The organism is Streptomyces sp. MZ04, from assembly GCF_004684775.1.
Lineage (GTDB): Bacteria > Actinomycetota > Actinomycetes > Streptomycetales > Streptomycetaceae > Streptomyces.
Genome location: NZ_SRIC01000223.1, coordinates 1 through 14,124, shown reverse-complemented (window position 1 = coordinate 14,124; position 14,124 = coordinate 1). Strand labels below are relative to the sequence as shown.

At 69.6% G+C, this 14,124-nt stretch carries 13 protein-coding genes; 3 read left to right on the top strand and 10 right to left on the bottom strand.

What is annotated here, in order from left to right; all coding sequences use genetic code 11:
* Positions 1 to 29 precede the first annotated feature (29 nt).
* Positions 30 to 911, top strand: coding sequence for a glycoside hydrolase family 16 protein (locus tag E2651_RS32330; protein ID WP_135334815.1), 882 nt, complete (start codon positions 30 to 32; stop codon positions 909 to 911).
* A gap of 60 nt (positions 912 to 971) precedes the next feature.
* Here the strand turns inward: E2651_RS32330 and E2651_RS32325 are convergent, their stop codons facing one another.
* From E2651_RS32325 to E2651_RS32300, 6 genes are all read right to left on the bottom strand, one after another.
* Entirely contained in the window at positions 972 to 2,051 is a 1,080-nt protein-coding gene (locus E2651_RS32325) for a glycosyltransferase family 2 protein (protein WP_135334814.1), read from the bottom strand.
* A gap of 210 nt (positions 2,052 to 2,261) precedes the next feature.
* Positions 2,262 to 2,678, bottom strand: a complete 417-nt coding sequence (locus tag E2651_RS32320; RefSeq protein WP_135334813.1) for an SRPBCC family protein — start codon at positions 2,676 to 2,678, stop codon at positions 2,262 to 2,264.
* A 42-nt stretch (positions 2,679 to 2,720) separates the two neighbouring features.
* Positions 2,721 to 4,232 (bottom strand): acyl-CoA synthetase, encoded by a 1,512-nt coding sequence (locus tag E2651_RS32315; protein ID WP_135334812.1) that lies wholly within the window; start codon positions 4,230 to 4,232, stop codon positions 2,721 to 2,723.
* A 79-nt stretch (positions 4,233 to 4,311) separates the two neighbouring features.
* A complete protein-coding gene (locus E2651_RS32310; protein WP_135334811.1) occupies positions 4,312 to 5,058 on the bottom strand; it encodes a succinate dehydrogenase/fumarate reductase iron-sulfur subunit in 747 nt (248 codons plus the stop codon).
* Positions 5,055 to 7,004, bottom strand: coding sequence for a fumarate reductase/succinate dehydrogenase flavoprotein subunit (locus tag E2651_RS32305; protein WP_135334810.1), 1,950 nt, complete (start codon positions 7,002 to 7,004; stop codon positions 5,055 to 5,057). The genes E2651_RS32310 and E2651_RS32305 overlap by 4 nt, the downstream gene beginning before the upstream one ends.
* A complete protein-coding gene (locus E2651_RS32300; protein WP_135334816.1) occupies positions 7,004 to 7,675 on the bottom strand; it encodes a succinate dehydrogenase in 672 nt (223 codons plus the stop codon). Before E2651_RS32300 ends, E2651_RS32305 begins: the two co-directional genes overlap by 1 nt.
* A gap of 131 nt (positions 7,676 to 7,806) precedes the next feature.
* Between E2651_RS32300 and E2651_RS32295 the strand changes: the two genes are divergently transcribed.
* Complete coding sequence (locus E2651_RS32295) at positions 7,807 to 8,694, top strand: LysR substrate-binding domain-containing protein (RefSeq protein ID WP_135334809.1); 888 nt, start codon at positions 7,807 to 7,809, stop codon at positions 8,692 to 8,694.
* A 47-nt stretch (positions 8,695 to 8,741) separates the two neighbouring features.
* On the opposite strand, the gene E2651_RS32290 is transcribed toward E2651_RS32295, so the two are convergent.
* The 4 genes from E2651_RS32290 to E2651_RS32275 all read right to left on the bottom strand — a co-directional run bounded on the left by E2651_RS32290 (position 8,742) and on the right by E2651_RS32275 (position 13,667).
* Positions 8,742 to 9,485: a VOC family protein gene (locus E2651_RS32290; protein ID WP_135334808.1), complete on the bottom strand. Its 744-nt coding sequence runs from the start codon at positions 9,483 to 9,485 to the stop codon at positions 8,742 to 8,744.
* Between the two features lie 8 nt (positions 9,486 to 9,493).
* On the bottom strand, positions 9,494 to 11,629 hold the full coding sequence (locus tag E2651_RS32285) for an EAL domain-containing protein (RefSeq protein ID WP_135334807.1): 2,136 nt from the start codon (positions 11,627 to 11,629) through the stop codon (positions 9,494 to 9,496).
* Positions 11,626 to 12,438: an SAM-dependent methyltransferase gene (locus E2651_RS32280; RefSeq protein ID WP_135334806.1), complete on the bottom strand. Its 813-nt coding sequence runs from the start codon at positions 12,436 to 12,438 to the stop codon at positions 11,626 to 11,628. The genes E2651_RS32285 and E2651_RS32280 overlap by 4 nt, the downstream gene beginning before the upstream one ends.
* A 260-nt stretch (positions 12,439 to 12,698) precedes the next feature.
* On the bottom strand, positions 12,699 to 13,667 hold the full coding sequence (locus tag E2651_RS32275; protein ID WP_135334805.1) for an SCO0930 family lipoprotein: 969 nt from the start codon (positions 13,665 to 13,667) through the stop codon (positions 12,699 to 12,701).
* A 239-nt stretch (positions 13,668 to 13,906) separates the two neighbouring features.
* On the opposite strand from E2651_RS32275, the gene E2651_RS32270 reads away from it, so the two are divergent.
* On the top strand, positions 13,907 to 14,124 hold a 218-nt coding region (locus E2651_RS32270; protein WP_135334804.1), incomplete at its 3' end, for a hypothetical protein.

The following is a 14,124-nucleotide window of genomic DNA, read 5'->3' as shown; positions in this document are numbered from 1 at the left end:
CCCCCACACCCCCCACTCGAAGCGATGTGATGACAGTGCACACCTCCACCCGCCGCCGTACGGCGCTCGCGGCCGCCCTGGTCTGCGGCGCCGCCACCCTGGCCGCGATCCCGGCCGGCGCATCGGCCGATCCCGCGCCCCGCTCCCCCGCCGCCGGGCCCGCCGCCGCGGCCGCGGCCGCCACGTTCACGGACGACTTCGACGGACCCGCCGGGTCGGCCGTCGACGGCGCCAAGTGGCAGATCGAGACCGGCGACAACGTCAACAACCACGAGCGGCAGTACTACACCTCGGGCAACAACAACGCCGCCCTCGACGGCCAGGGCAACCTGGTCATCACCGCCCGCAAGGAGAACCCCGGCAACTACCAGTGCTGGTACGGCACGTGCGAGTACACCTCCGCCCGCCTGAACACCGCGGGCAAGTTCACGCAGACGTACGGCCATGTCGAGTCCCGCATGAAGGTGCCGCGCGGTCAGGGCATGTGGCCCGCGTTCTGGATGCTCGGCGCCGACATCGGCGACGTGGGCTGGCCCCAGAGCGGCGAGATCGACGTGATGGAGAACGTCGGTTTCGAACCGGGCACCGTGCACGGCACCCTGCACGGCCCCGGCTACTCCGGCTCGGGCGGCATCGGCGCGGGCTACACACTGCCCGGCGGCGAGGCGTTCGCGGACAAGTTCCACACCTTCGCCGTGGACTGGTCACCGAACAAGGTCACTTGGTCCGTGGACGGCACCGTCTACCAGACCCGCACCCCGGCCGACCTGGGCGGCAAGCAGTGGGTCTTCGACAAGCCCTTCTTCCTGATCCTGAACCTCGCGGTCGGCGGCTACTGGCCCGGCGACCCGGACGGCAGCACGACCTTCCCGCAGCAGCTCGTCGTCGACTACGTCCACGTGACCACCTGACCACCTGACCACCAACAACCCTGACCACCAACAACGGTCCGGCACCCAAGAGTTGACGCGTCACCGGGCGGTCGGTATGGCGGGGCGCCCCTTCTCGTACACGGTGAGTCCCTTGGACAGCCGCAGCGGGACGAGGAGCAGCTCGACGATCAGCGCCTTCCACGCATAGCAGACGTTGACCGCCTTGGTGGCGTAGACGCACGGGATGTTCAGCAGGACCCCCGCCACGGGCAGCCCGCGCCGACGGGCCGCGTAGATCAGAGGTGGCGCGGTGAGCAGTATCTCGGCCGCCGCCCACCAGCCGAAGGACTCGCCAAGCGACTGGCTGGTCGTGGCCGCGAGCAGGAACGGCGTGGCCCACCACAAAGGTGCCGTGACGATCTCGAGGAGGGCCAGCAGGATCCAGAGCGCGAGCATCGGTTTCGCGGTGAGCATCCGGCCCAGGTGCAGCCGCACGTTCTGACAGAAGCCCGCCATCCACCGCCACACCTGTTTGCGCAGATAGGTGAGCGTCTCGGGGTCGGCGGCCCAGGCCACCGCGTCGCTGACGTACAGGGCGCGCCGGCCCGCGATCTGCTGGGACCAGGTGTAGTCCATGTCCTCGACGATGGTGCGTTCGGGAAAGCCGCCGAAGGCGAGCAGGTCCGCGCGGCGGAACACCGAGCAGCATCCCGAGCAGACCATGGGGCTGCCCGCGGCGTGCTGGATCGGCCGGTGCCAGTGGAAACCGAAGAGGTATTCCACGGACCGGCCCCGCTCCCACACCGTTCTGGTGTGCCGTGTCTGGACGTTGCCCGCCGCGACGGTCACCTCCGGGTCGTCGAAGGCGGGCAGGATCCGCTCGATGTAGTCGGGCGCGAGCACCGTGTCCGCGTCGACGGCGAGCACCAGCTCCGTGTCGCAGTACGGCAGAGCGTGGTTCTGCGCCTTGGCCTTGCTGCCCAGATTGCGTGGCGGTCTGATCACCGTCACGCCGTAGGCCGCGGCCACTTCTCCCGTGCGGTCGTCCGAGCCGTCATCGACGACGATGACGCGGTCGGGCGCCGCCGTCTGCCGTGCCAGCGCGTCCAGCGTGGCCGGGAGGCCCGCTTCCTCGTTGTGCGCGGGCACGATCACTGTGATGCCATACCTGTTCCGCATGTCGCACTCCCCCGAGTTTGCGCACCGTGCTCCCCACGAGCACGACCAGTCCGACCACGCCGTAGACCAGCGTGCTGATGCCGATGAAGGGCAGCCCTCCGTGCATCCGCTCTCCCCCTGTCCCTTCCTGTCCTCTCCTGTCCTTCCGTTGACGATCACGCTAGATCAAAGGGCGCGGAACATGCGGAACGGGAAATTCCTGTGGATAACTCAGACGGCGAGCGTCTGCTTCAGCGCCGCGAGGCCGTCGCTGAAGATGCCGTGGAACAGCGCGACGACCTCGTCGTCGCCGACACCCACCGGCGTGAAGACGCCGGACCACTCGACGCGGGAGGTGTCCTTGCCGGGCACCGCGTGCACTTTGAGGGTCGCCACGTAGTCGGTGGCGGGGAAGGGGGCTTTGAGGATGGAGTAGCTGTACGTGCGGGCCGCGTCGTCGAAGGTCAGCAGGCGCTCGACGATGACGCCGCCGTCCTCGCTCGTGAGGGTGCGTACGCGGCCGCCCTCGCTGGACTCGCTGGAGGGGATGTAGGGCAGCCAGTCGGGCAGCGCGTCGAACCCGCCGATGAGCTGCCAGACGCGGTCGGCCGGTACGTGGATCTCGATCGACGCGGTGGTGTTGGCCACGGGATTCTCCTTGATGGGTACGGATCCAGCCATGCGTCGCCGTCAGGGCCAATACGCCTTCCGCAACCGCGACTTGGCCAGTTTCCCAGTAGGCGTCCTGGGCAGCGAGTCCGCGAAGTCCACGGAGCGCGGCGCCTTGTAGTGCGCGATGCGCTCCCGCACGAACTCGACCAGCTCACGCTCCAGTTCAGGACCCGCGGCCGCCCCGTCGGCCGGCTGCACCACCGCCTTGACCGCCTCGCCCATCTCCGCGTCCGGCACCCCGATCACCGCGACGTCCGCGACAGCCGGATGCAGCACCAGGCAGTCCTCGGCCTCCTGCGGGTAGACGTTCACACCCCCGGAGATAATCATGAATGCCCTGCGGTCCGTGAGGAAGAGATAGCCGTCCTCGTCGACGTGTCCGATGTCCCCCGTGGTGGTCCAGTTGGGGTGCTCGGGGTGCTGGGCCTCGCGGGTCCTGCCCTCGTCGTTGTGGTAGCGGAAGGGCACGTCGTCGCGCTCGAAGTAGACGATCCCGGTCTCGCCGACCGGCAGTTGCCCGCCCGCGTCGTCGCAGATCCGCAGCCCGCCGAGAAACCCGTCCCGGCCCACCGAGCCGGGCTTGCGCAGCCACTCCTCGGGCGAGATGAACGTGATGCCGTTGCCCTCCGTCGAGGAGTAGTACTCGTACAGGACGGGCCCCCACCACTCCAGCATCCGCCGCTTGACCTCGACGGGGCAGGGCGCGGCCGCGTGGATGGCGGTCTTCATCGACGACAGGTCGTGGCGCTCGCGCGCCGGCGCGGGCAGCTTCAGCATCCGTACGAACATCGTCGGCACCCACTGGCTGTGCGTGACCCGGTGCCGCTCGACGGCCGCGAGGGCGCCCTCCGCGTCGAAGGCGTCCATCAGGACGACCGTGCCGCCGAGCGCGGTGACGACCCCGCAGAACCGCAGCGGTGCCGCGTGGTAGATCGGTGCGGGGCTGAGGTAGACGGTGTCCTCGCCGAAGCCGTACATCGCCTGGAAGATGAGCGTGTACGTGCTGGGCTCCTCGCGCACGTCGCCCTCGGGCAGCGCGGGCTTGATGCCCTTGGGCCGGCCGGTGGTGCCGGAGGAGTAGAGCATGTCGGTGCCGCGCGGCTGGTGCGCGGGCGGCTCGGCGGACGCGGCCTCCAGGGCCTTCTCGTACGTTCCGTCGTCGAGGCCGAGCACGATCGGCGGGCCGCCCGCCAACTCCAGGACGGCCGTGCCGAGTTCGGTGAGGGAGCCGGAGACGATCAGCGCCTTGGCCCCGCAGTCCCGGACGATGTAGGCGGCCTCGTCGGCCGTGATGTGGTGATTGACGGCGGTGAGATAGAGGCCCGAGCGCAGCGCTGCCCAGTAGACCTCCAGGGCGCGCGGGTCGTTGTCGCAGAGCAGGGCGAAATGGTCGCCCCGGCGCAAGCCTGCGGCCCGCAGATGATCCGCGAGCCGCAGGGAGCGCTCTTCGAGCTGTCCGTAGGTGAGGGTCCGTGTGCCGTCGGCGGTGACGACGGCCGTTCTGGCGGGGTCGTACGCTCCCGGATACATGCGGGCGACGGTAGCGCCCCGAAGGGGCGCGGGGAACTGCGCGACCAGCCACAACGGACCCGCAGATTCCCCACCGCCCCTAGCGGCTCACCTTCCTCGTAGCCCGCAACCACTCCTTGTTCATCGCCGCGATGGAGGGCAACGGGATCCCCTTGGGACAAGCGGTGGCGCACTCGCCGGTCAGCGTGCAGCCACCGAAGCCCTCCTCATCCATCTGCGCCACCATGTCGAGCACCCGCGTCTCGCGCTCCGGAGCGCCCTGCGGCAGGACATTGAGGTGGTTCACCTTGGCCGAAGTGAACAGCATCGCCGAGCCGTTGGGGCAGGCGGCGACACAGGCGCCGCACCCGATGCACTCCGCGTGCTCGAAGGCGAAGTCCGCGTCCGCCTTCGGCACGGGCGCCGCGTGCGCCTCCGGGGCCGCGCCGGTCGGGGCGCTGATGTAGCCGCCGGACTGGATGATGCGGTCGAAGGCCGAGCGGTCCACCACCAGGTCCTTGACGACCGGGAAGGCGGCAGCGCGCCACGGCTCGATGTCGATCGTGTCGCCGTCCTTGAAGGACCGCATGTGCAACTGGCAGGTGGTGGTGCGCTCGGGGCCGTGCGCGTCGCCGTTGATGACGAGCGAGCACGCGCCGCAGATGCCCTCGCGGCAGTCGTGGTCGAAGGCGACGGGGTCGTCGCCCTTGACGATGAGCTCTTCGTTAAGGGTGTCGAGCATCTCCAGGAAGGACATGTCGGAGGAGATGCCGTCCACTTCGTACGTGGACATGGCGCCGTCGGCGTCGGCGTTCTGCTGGCGCCAGACGCGCAGGGTGAGCTTCATGCGTAGCTCCGCTGAGTGGGGTGGACGTACTCGAAGACGAGGTCTTCTTTATGAAGGACGGGGGCATCGCCCGTGTCGGTGAACTCCCAGGCGGCGGCGTACGAGAACTCCTCGTCCACACGCGCCGCCTCGCCGTCCGGGGTCTGGGACTCCTCGCGGAAGTGGCCGCCGCAGGACTCGGCGCGGTGCAGGGCGTCGAGGCACATCAGCTCGGCGAGCTCGATGTAGTCGACGATGCGGTTCGCCTTCTCCAGGGACTGGTTGAACTCCTCGCCGGTGCCCGGCACCTTGATCCGGCGCCAGAACTCCTCGCGGATCTGCGGGATCCGCTCCAGGGCCTTGCGCAGCCCCGTCTCCGTACGAGCCATGCCGCAGAACTCCCACATGAGCTCGCCGAGTTCACGGTGGAAGGAGTCGGGCGTGCGGTCGCCGTCCACGGCGAGCAGCTTGGCCAGGCGGTCCTCGGTCTCGGTCAACACCTCGCGCACGACGGGGTGTTCGGCCGAGATCTTCTCGTGGTGCGGGTTGCGCGCGAGGTAGTCGTTGATCGTCGAGGGCAGTACGAAGTAGCCGTCGGCGAGGCCCTGCATCAGGGCCGAGGCGCCGAGCCGGTTCGCTCCGTGGTCGGAGAAGTTGGCCTCGCCGACCGCGAACAGGCCGGGGATGGTGGTCTGCAGGTCGTAGTCGACCCAGAGGCCGCCCATCGTGTAGTGCACGGCGGGGTAGATCCGCATCGGCGTCTCGTACGGGTTCTCCGCGGTGATCCGCGCGTACATGTCGAAGAGGTTGCCGTACTTCTCCTCGACCTTCTTCTTGCCCAGGCGCTGGATGGCGTCCGCGAAGTCGAGGTAGACGCCCTGTCCGCCGGGGCCGACGCCGCGGCCCTCGTCGCACACGTTCTTGGCGGCGCGCGATGCGATGTCACGGGGCACCAGGTTGCCGAAGGACGGGTAGATGCGCTCCAGGTAGTAGTCGCGCTCGTCCTCGGGGATCTTGTTGGCGGGGCGGTCGTCGCCCTTGGCCTTCGGCACCCAGATCCGGCCGTCGTTGCGCAGCGACTCACTCATCAGCGTCAGCTTGGACTGGTGGTCGCCGGTGCGCGGGATGCAGGTCGGGTGGATCTGCGTGAAGCACGGGTTGGCGAAGTACGCGCCGCGCCGGTGCGCCCGCCATACGGCCGTGGCGTTGGAGTTCATGGCGTTCGTCGACAGGTAGAAGACGTTGCCGTAGCCGCCGGACGCGAGGACCACCGCGTCGGCGAAGTATGTCTCGATCTTGCCGGTGATCAGGTCGCGGGCGACGATGCCGCGGGCCCGCCCGTCCACCACGATGACGTCCAGCATCTCCGTGCGCGGATGCATCTCGACGTTGCCCGCGGCGATCTGCCGCGACAGCGCCTGGTACGCCCCGAGGAGCAGCTGCTGCCCCGTCTGGCCGCGCGCGTAGAAGGTCCTGGACACCTGTACGCCGCCGAAGGAGCGGGTGTCGAGCAGACCGCCGTACTCACGGGCGAAGGGGACGCCCTGTGCGACGCACTGGTCGATGATCTCTACGGAGATCTGCGCGAGCCGGTGCACATTGGACTCGCGGGCGCGGAAGTCGCCGCCCTTGACGGTGTCGTAGAAGAGGCGGTGGATGGAGTCGCCGTCGTTGCGGTAGTTCTTGGCGGCGTTGATGCCGCCCTGCGCGGCGATCGAGTGGGCGCGGCGCGGCGAGTCCTGGTAGCAGAACTGGACGACGTGGTAGCCCTGTTCGGCCAGGGTGGCCCCCGCGGAACCGCCCGCGAGGCCGGTGCCGACCACGATCACGGTGTGTTTGCGGCGGTTGGCCGGGTTGACCAGCTTGGCCCCGAAGCGGCGGGCGTCCCAGCGCTCGGCGATCGGTCCGGCGGGAGCCTTGGTGTCGACGACCGGCTCGCCGGTCACGTACTCGGCATACGAATTCATCAGCTCACCACTCCGGTCATGACGGCCACGGGGACGACGACGAAGCCCACCGTCAGCACCAGCGCGGTGCCATTGGCGGTGATCTTGAGGGCACGGTCGCGGGTCGCCTTGCCCGCGCCCAGCGTCTGCGCGGCGCTCCAGAGCCCATGGCGGATGTGGAAGCCGAGGGCGACCACCGCGGCGATGTAGATGACGTTGCCGTACCAGGTCGAGAAGGTGTCGATGATGTTCTGGTACGGGCGCAGGTGCTCGTAGCCGCCCGGGTGCACGGTTCCGGTCGTCAGGTCCAGGATGTGCCAGACGATGAAGAGGCCGAGGATGATCCCGCCCCAGCGCATCGTGCGCGTCGCGAAGCTCGAACCCGCCTTCTTGTGCGCGTACTTGGTGGGCCGCGCCTTGATGTCGCGGCGGCTCAGCTGGTACGCGGAGACGGCGTGCGCGACCACGGCGACGACGAGCACGACGCGGATCAGCCACAGCGACCACTCGTAGTGCATGAACGGCTCGCCCATCGTGCGCAGCCAGTGGGCGTAGTGGTTGATCTCCTCCGGACCGAAGAAGATCTTCAGGTTTCCGATCATGTGCACGACCAGGTAGAGCAGCATGATCAGGCCGCTCACCGCCATCACCGTCTTCTTTCCGACGGATGAGTCCCAGATCGTGCGCGTCATCGACGGCCGTCGGTCCGTCCGCGTTGCCAGAGCCATGACGCAGACGCTAAGGCCGAAGGTCCCGATCGGTCCAAGAGATGGTTCAGCTCATCTCCATAGCGATTGACTATCATCGGCCGTACCCTGCCCGTATGCAGTTCCAGCAGCTTCTCTACTTCGTCGCCGTCGCCGAGACCAGGCACTTCACCCGCGCCGCCGAGCAGGTGCACGTCTCGCAGCCGTCCCTCTCCCAGCAGGTCCGCGCCCTGGAGAAGGAACTGGGCGCCGAGCTGTTCAGCAGGGCCCGCGGCAACATCGCCCTGACCGACGCGGGCGAGGCGCTGCTTCCGCTGGCCCGCAGGATCCTCGCGGACGCCGACACCGCGCGGATCGAGGTGCAGGAGCTGGCCCAGCTGCGGCGCGGCCGGATCCGCCTCGGCGCCACGCCCAGTGTCTGCACCGGACTCCTGCCGGAGGTGCTGCGCGCCTTTCACGACCGGCACCCCGGCATCCAGCTCCTCCTGGAGGAGGGCGGCTCCCACGACCTCGTACGCGAACTGGCGCGCGGCGCGCTGGACCTGGCCCTCGTCGTGCTGCCGTTGCCGACTCCGTCGCCCGCTCTTACCACCGTGGAGCTGCTGCGGGAGGACCTGGTCGTGGTGTCGTCGCCCGACGCACGGGGGCTCGGCAAGACGGTGCGGGTCGCCGATCTTGAGGGGCAGCGCCTTGTGATGTTCCGGCACGGCTACGACCTGCGGGAGCTGACGGTCGCCGCGTGTCGCGCCGCGGGCTTCGAGCCGGATTTCGCGGTCGAGGGTGGCGAGATGGATGCGGTGCTCGGCTTTGTTCAGGCGGGGCTCGGGGTGGCCGTCGTGCCGCGGATGGTGGCCGAGCGGGCCGGGCGCGGGTTGCGGATGGCGCCGCTTGCCCGGCCTGGCCTGCACCGTACGATCGCGCTGGCCCATCGCAGCGATGTGGCTCCGCCTCGGGCGGCGCGGGAACTGCAGAGGATGCTTTTGGCTCCGCCGGGGGTGCAGTGATTCGACTGCGGGTCCGGTGGGGGCTGGTCGCGCAGTTCCCCGCGCCCCTACGGGGCGCTGAGCCTGCCCGTCTCTGGATTCCTGATCGTCAAGCAGTACGTGCCGCCCGCCGGATCCCGCATCACGATCCAGTGCGGGCCTCGCGACACCGCCACGGAGCCCTGCTTCTCGTGCCGGGCGCGGATCGCGTCGAGGTCGGAGCAGGAGAAGTCCAGGTGCGCTCCGGCCGGACCGTCCGAGTCCAGGCGTTGCAGCAGGATGCGGATCGGCAGCCTCGCGGGCGGTTCGACGAGGTGGAACTCCGGGCGCGAGCCAGGGCGCGACGACCATCCCGTGAAGGCGGGCCAGAACGTCTTCTCCGCCTCCCACACCCCCGGCGGGACATCGAGGCACACCTGGTCGAGGCGGCTCGTGGAACCGTCCGGCGCGGCCGGCGGCGCGGGGCGGACCCGCTCGGCCCCCCACGGCACCACGCAGAACACCTGCCCGCCCGGGGAACGCAGGACCTCCAGGCCGTCCTCCGCGAAGACCGGGGTGGCCCCCAGGTCACGGGCCGCACGCGCGCCGGCGGCCACATCGTTCACCGCGAAGTCGAGATGCGCGCCGCCGGGGCCGCCGACCGCCTGCGCCTTCACGTATGCGTCGCCCTGCTCGGGCAGCAGCGTCACGAACTGGTCGTCCTCGCCGCGGAACGCGGAGAGCCGCGTCCCCGTGACCGCCGTCCAGAACGCGCAGGCCTGGCCGAACCGGTCCGCGGGCCGGTCGACGAAGGCGTACACCCAATGGATCACCGTGCGGCTCAGCTCGTCGCGTCCGCGAGGGCCAGCTCGTGCAGCCGGTCCGGCGGGCCAGGGCGGGCGTAGTACCAGCCCTGTGCCGTGTCGCAGCCCAGCTCGCGCAACTGGTCCGCCTGTGCGCCCGTCTCGACGCCCTCGACCGTCACCGCGAGGTCCAGGCTGTGGGCGAGCGAGACGATCCCCTCGACGATCTTCAGGTCGACGGGGTCGGCCGGGAAGTGCTGCATGCCCTGGGTGAAGGAGCGGTCCAGCTTGAGGATGCTCACCGGCAGGCGGCGCAGGTTGGCGAGGTTGGAGTAGCCCGTGCCGAAGTCGTCGAGCGCGATGTCCACGCCCATCTCGGCGAGCCGCCGCAGCGGCTTGAGCAGGTCGTCGTCGGCGCCGATCAGCGCGGACTCGGTCACCTCCAGGCAGAGCGCGCCCGGTTCGAGCCCGGCGCGCTCCAGGATCTCCACCGTGTCAGAGACCAGACCGGGGTGGGTCAGCTGCATGGGCGACAGATTCACGTTGACGCGCAGCGGCCCGGCGTCGGCGTGCCGCGCCTCCCAGGTGCGGGCCTGACGGACCGACTCCTCCAGGACCCAGCGGCCGAGCGGCACGATCAGGCCGGTGTGCTCGGCGAGCGGGATGAACCGGTCCGGGCCGATGACGCCGTGCTGCGGGTGCAGCCACCGCACAAGGGCCTCGGCGCCGCGCACGCTGCCGTCGCCGAGGTGGACCAGCGGCTGGTACTCGATGAAGAACTCGCCCCGCTCCAGGGCGGCGGGCAGCGCGGTGGTCAGGCCGTGCCGGGTGATCGCGCGGGCGTCGGCCTCGGGGTCGGCGAGCTCGAAGCGATTGCCGCCGGCCGACTTGGCGCGGTACATCGTGATGTCCGCGCTGCGCAGCACCTCCGCCGCGCCGCGCTCGCCCGCCGGGCCCTCCACTATGCCGATGCTGCCGCGCACGGTCAGTTCGCGGCCCTCGACGCGGATCGGTGTGGACAGCGCGTGCATGATCCGCCCGGCGAGCTCGTCCACCTCGGTCTCCGTGTCGCGGCCCGTGGTCAGCGCCACGAACTCGTCGCCGCCGAGCCTCGCGACCATCTCGCCGGGCGCGGTGGCACAGGACTGCAGCCGGTCGGCGACCTCGACGAGGAGCCGGTCGCCCGCCGCGTGGCCGAGGCTGTCGTTGACGGTCTTGAAGCCGTCGAGGTCGAGATAGCAGAGGCCGAAGCGCGCGCCGTCTCCCGCCGCCAGGGCCTTCTCCAGGCGCTCGAAGAACAGCGTCCGGTTCGGCAGACCGGTGAGCGCGTCGTGCGTCGCCTCGTAGCGCAGGCGCAGATTGAGCAGCCGGCGCTCGGTGGTGTCCTCCATCAACGCCAGCTGGTACTGCGGCACTCCGTCCGCGTCACGCAGCAGCGAGACGGTCAGGTTGGTCCACAGGACGGTGCCGTCGGGCCGGTAGAAGGCCTTCTCCACGCGGTAGTGCTCGCGCTCCCCGCGCACCAGCTCTTCGTAGAGCTTCCATACGTGCGGGGAGTCGTCGGGGTGCGTCCACTCCGCGACGTTGCGTCCGCGCAGCTGGTTCTCCAGGCCGCCGAACATCCGGATCAGCGCGTCGTTCACCTCGAGGACCGTGCCCGTGAGGTCGGCGATGCCGATGCCGATCGCGGCGCCGTGGAACACCGCGCGGAAGCGGGCCTCGCTCGCGTGCAGGGCCTCGGCGACGACGCTGCGCGCGTTCAGGGCGGCCCGGGATATCGCCTCCTGCTCGGAGAGAGTGCGCTCCCGCAGCGCGGCGGCGAACCCCGCGGCGACGGCGTGCTGGAGCCGCGCGGAGCGGGCCCGCAGCTCCTCCTGCCGGCCCTCCTCGCCGCAGTAGAGGACCAGGTACGCGTCCACGCAGTCCAGCGTGCGGCTCAGTGCCTCCGGGTCGGTGCAGTGCGTACCGATCAGCGCGGCGCCGACCGCCTGTCCCTCGCCGGAGTCGAAGACCCGCTCCAGGAGCGCGTCACGCAACCGCCGGGCGAGCGGCACCAGTTGGAGCTCGAACTCGGCCCGGGTCAGCGACGTGGCGGTCACCGGGAAGATCGCCCGGCTCCAGATGGTCGCGAACCTGCGCACTCTTCCCTCGGGACCGTCCGCTTCCCCGCTCATGCCTTGCGCCCCACGCCGGCGAACCCGGAGAAGGCGTACGGATCCTCCTCCTCGGGCGAGGTGTCGGGCCGCCAGTGCGGCATCGGCACGAGGCCGGGTTCCACCATGTCGTATCCCTCGAAGAACCGCGCGATCTCGTCGCGCGAGCGCATGATCAGTGGATTGCGGATGTCCTTGTATACGCCGACGGTCTGACCGGCCTGCTCGGCGGGGATCGGTATCCCTTCGTACGAGGCGTGCGTGAGGACGATCACGCTGCCGGGCGCGAGTGCGTCCCGCAGTTCGGCGACCGCCGTGTAGGGATCGTACGCGTCCTCGACGAAGTGCAGGACGGCGACCAGAAGAAGGGCCACCGGGCGCTCCAGGTCGAGCAGTCCCTTCACTTCCGAACTGCCCAGAATGTCCACTGGTTTGCGTAGATCCGCGGCGACGATCCCCGCCCGGTCGTTGCCTTCGAGCACGGCCCGGCTGTGCGCGACGGCGACCGGGTCGTGGTCGACGTACACCACGCGGGCGTCCGGATCGGCCCCTTGGGCGACCTCGTGGACATTGCCGAACGTGGGGATCCCGGAGCCGATGTCCAGGAACTGGGTGATGCCCTCGTCCACGGCGAAACGCACTGCTCGCCGCATGAAGGCACGATTCGCCTGCATGATCTTGGGCAGGCCCGGCATGAAGTCCATGGCCCTGCGGGCCGCGTCCCGGTCGACCTCGAAATTGTGCGAACCGCCAAGGTAGTAGTCGTAGATGCGGGACACGCTGGGCATCGTGATGTCGATGCCCTGCGGGGCCCAGGCGGGACGCTCCATCAGGACTCCAAGGCGTAGGCGAGGCGAGCCGGTGTTCGAAGGTGAGGCTACTGATCGCCCGCCAAGGGAGCGAGTCAAAACGGAAATTGGTCGTCCGTTCTCGGTCACTGCCTGCGGCAAGTGCCGACTATCAACCCAAAGAACCGGTCCGTTCCACCCTCCCTGACGGGAGGAGAACGGACCGGTCGACCGTACGCGCACTCCTTCTGACTGTCCCCCTTTCTTGGCCGGAGTTCGTCTATTCTCGGCCGAAGTTCGGCCTACTTCGGCGCGCCGACGGGCTTTCCGTCCGGCCCCGCCGCGTACCAAGTCCCGCCCACGCCCTGGCCATTGGTGTCACCGGGCTTCTTGTCTCCGGCGAAGGTGTACATCGGCCAGCAGTCGATGGTCTGCTGCTGCTGTCCGTCGGGCCGGTCGAAGACAACAAAGCCCTTCTTGAGGATTCCCTTAGTGTCGTTCTTCTCGACGGGGGGCACGACCGGCCATTTCTCCAGGCACGCGCCCGTGCAGGCGGACTTCATCGGCCAGGCGGAGTCCTTCGTGAAGCGGTAGACCGTCATGCCGTTCTTGTCGACGACGATCTCGCCGAGCTTCGGGTCGTTCCTGGTGGAAAGACCTGCCGGGTCGACGGGTTCGGTCTCGGCGGGCGGCGCCTCCGCCGCGGCGGCCGACGCCTTCTTGCCGTCGGGGGCGGCGGCGTACCAAGTGCCGCCCACACCTTGGCCCTTGGCGTCGCCGGCCTTCTTGTCCTTGGCGTACCGGTACATCGGCCAGCCGTCGATGGTCAGCTGCTTGGCGCCGTCGGACCGGGTGATCTCGCCCATCAGGGACTCGTCGACGCCGGGCGGGGCGACGGCGCCCTTGGCCGACACGACGGGCCAGGTCGTGGCGCAGGCGCCCTCGCAGTTCGACTTGGGCGGCTGGGCGGTGTCCTTGTCGAAGCGGTAGAGCGTGCGGCCCTCGCTGTCGGTGACGACCTTGCCGAGCTTCTTGCTGTCCCAGACGGCGAGTTGGCCCGCCGACTTCGCCTCCGCTCCCGCCCCCTCCTGCGCGTCCCCCGAGTCCGCGCCGTACCCGTTGCCGGCTCCGTAACCACCGTCGGCCGGGGCCTGGTTGCCCACGTTCTGTCCGTTGGGCGACTGGTCCCCCTTCTCCTGACCGCACGCCGTCGTCAGCGCCAGCATGGCCGCAGCTGTCGCTACGAGCGAGGCGCTCCGCCAGGTCTTCATGTTGACTCCCGCTATCCGCTTGGGTGTTCGCGCCACCCGAGTGGGTCACGCATGGCCCTAGGTACGGGCGGGAGCGGTTGATGCGTTCAACGGGGTCTCAAGAATTTTTGTGAGGGGGCGGGTACGCGAGGGGCCGCTGGGGCGGTCGGCGTCAATCCCGCGATCATGGCCACCCACGTTCGGGTCATCATCGGGGCGGACCGGCGTGCCCGCGGGACACGCTGCCCATGATCTCTGACGTGCTTGGATCCTCAAGGGGCGCATCCGCCCTGGTCATAAGAGCGCTGGCACTGCTGGTGCTGGCCTGGTTACTCGGTTCGCCGGCCACCGCCGCGGCCGCTCCCTTCGACGACTGCGCGTACGCCTCGGTCGATCAGGACGGCAGTGGTTCGGGGGGCGACGCGGTGGCCGTCGCGGGTGACGGCTGCCTCTTATACACATCTCCGAGCCCACGAGA

What these genes read in the sequence shown, in the direction of transcription:
- E2651_RS32330 (WP_135334815.1), top strand. Translation starts at nt 30, where the DNA reads ATGACAGTGCACACCTCCACCCGCCGCCGTACGGCGCTCGCGGCCGCC.
- E2651_RS32325 (WP_135334814.1), bottom strand. Translation starts at nt 2,051, where the DNA reads ATGCGGAACAGGTATGGCATCACAGTGATCGTGCCCGCGCACAACGAG.
- E2651_RS32315 (WP_135334812.1), bottom strand. Translation starts at nt 4,232, where the DNA reads ATGTATCCGGGAGCGTACGACCCCGCCAGAACGGCCGTCGTCACCGCC.
- E2651_RS32310 (WP_135334811.1), bottom strand. Translation starts at nt 5,058, where the DNA reads ATGAAGCTCACCCTGCGCGTCTGGCGCCAGCAGAACGCCGACGCCGAC.
- E2651_RS32305 (WP_135334810.1), bottom strand. Translation starts at nt 7,004, where the DNA reads ATGAATTCGTATGCCGAGTACGTGACCGGCGAGCCGGTCGTCGACACC.
- E2651_RS32300 (WP_135334816.1), bottom strand. Translation starts at nt 7,675, where the DNA reads ATGACGCGCACGATCTGGGACTCATCCGTCGGAAAGAAGACGGTGATG.
- E2651_RS32295 (WP_135334809.1), top strand. Translation starts at nt 7,807, where the DNA reads ATGCAGTTCCAGCAGCTTCTCTACTTCGTCGCCGTCGCCGAGACCAGG.
- E2651_RS32285 (WP_135334807.1), bottom strand. Translation starts at nt 11,629, where the DNA reads ATGAGCGGGGAAGCGGACGGTCCCGAGGGAAGAGTGCGCAGGTTCGCG.
- E2651_RS32280 (WP_135334806.1), bottom strand. Translation starts at nt 12,438, where the DNA reads ATGGAGCGTCCCGCCTGGGCCCCGCAGGGCATCGACATCACGATGCCC.
- E2651_RS32275 (WP_135334805.1), bottom strand. Translation starts at nt 13,667, where the DNA reads ATGAAGACCTGGCGGAGCGCCTCGCTCGTAGCGACAGCTGCGGCCATG.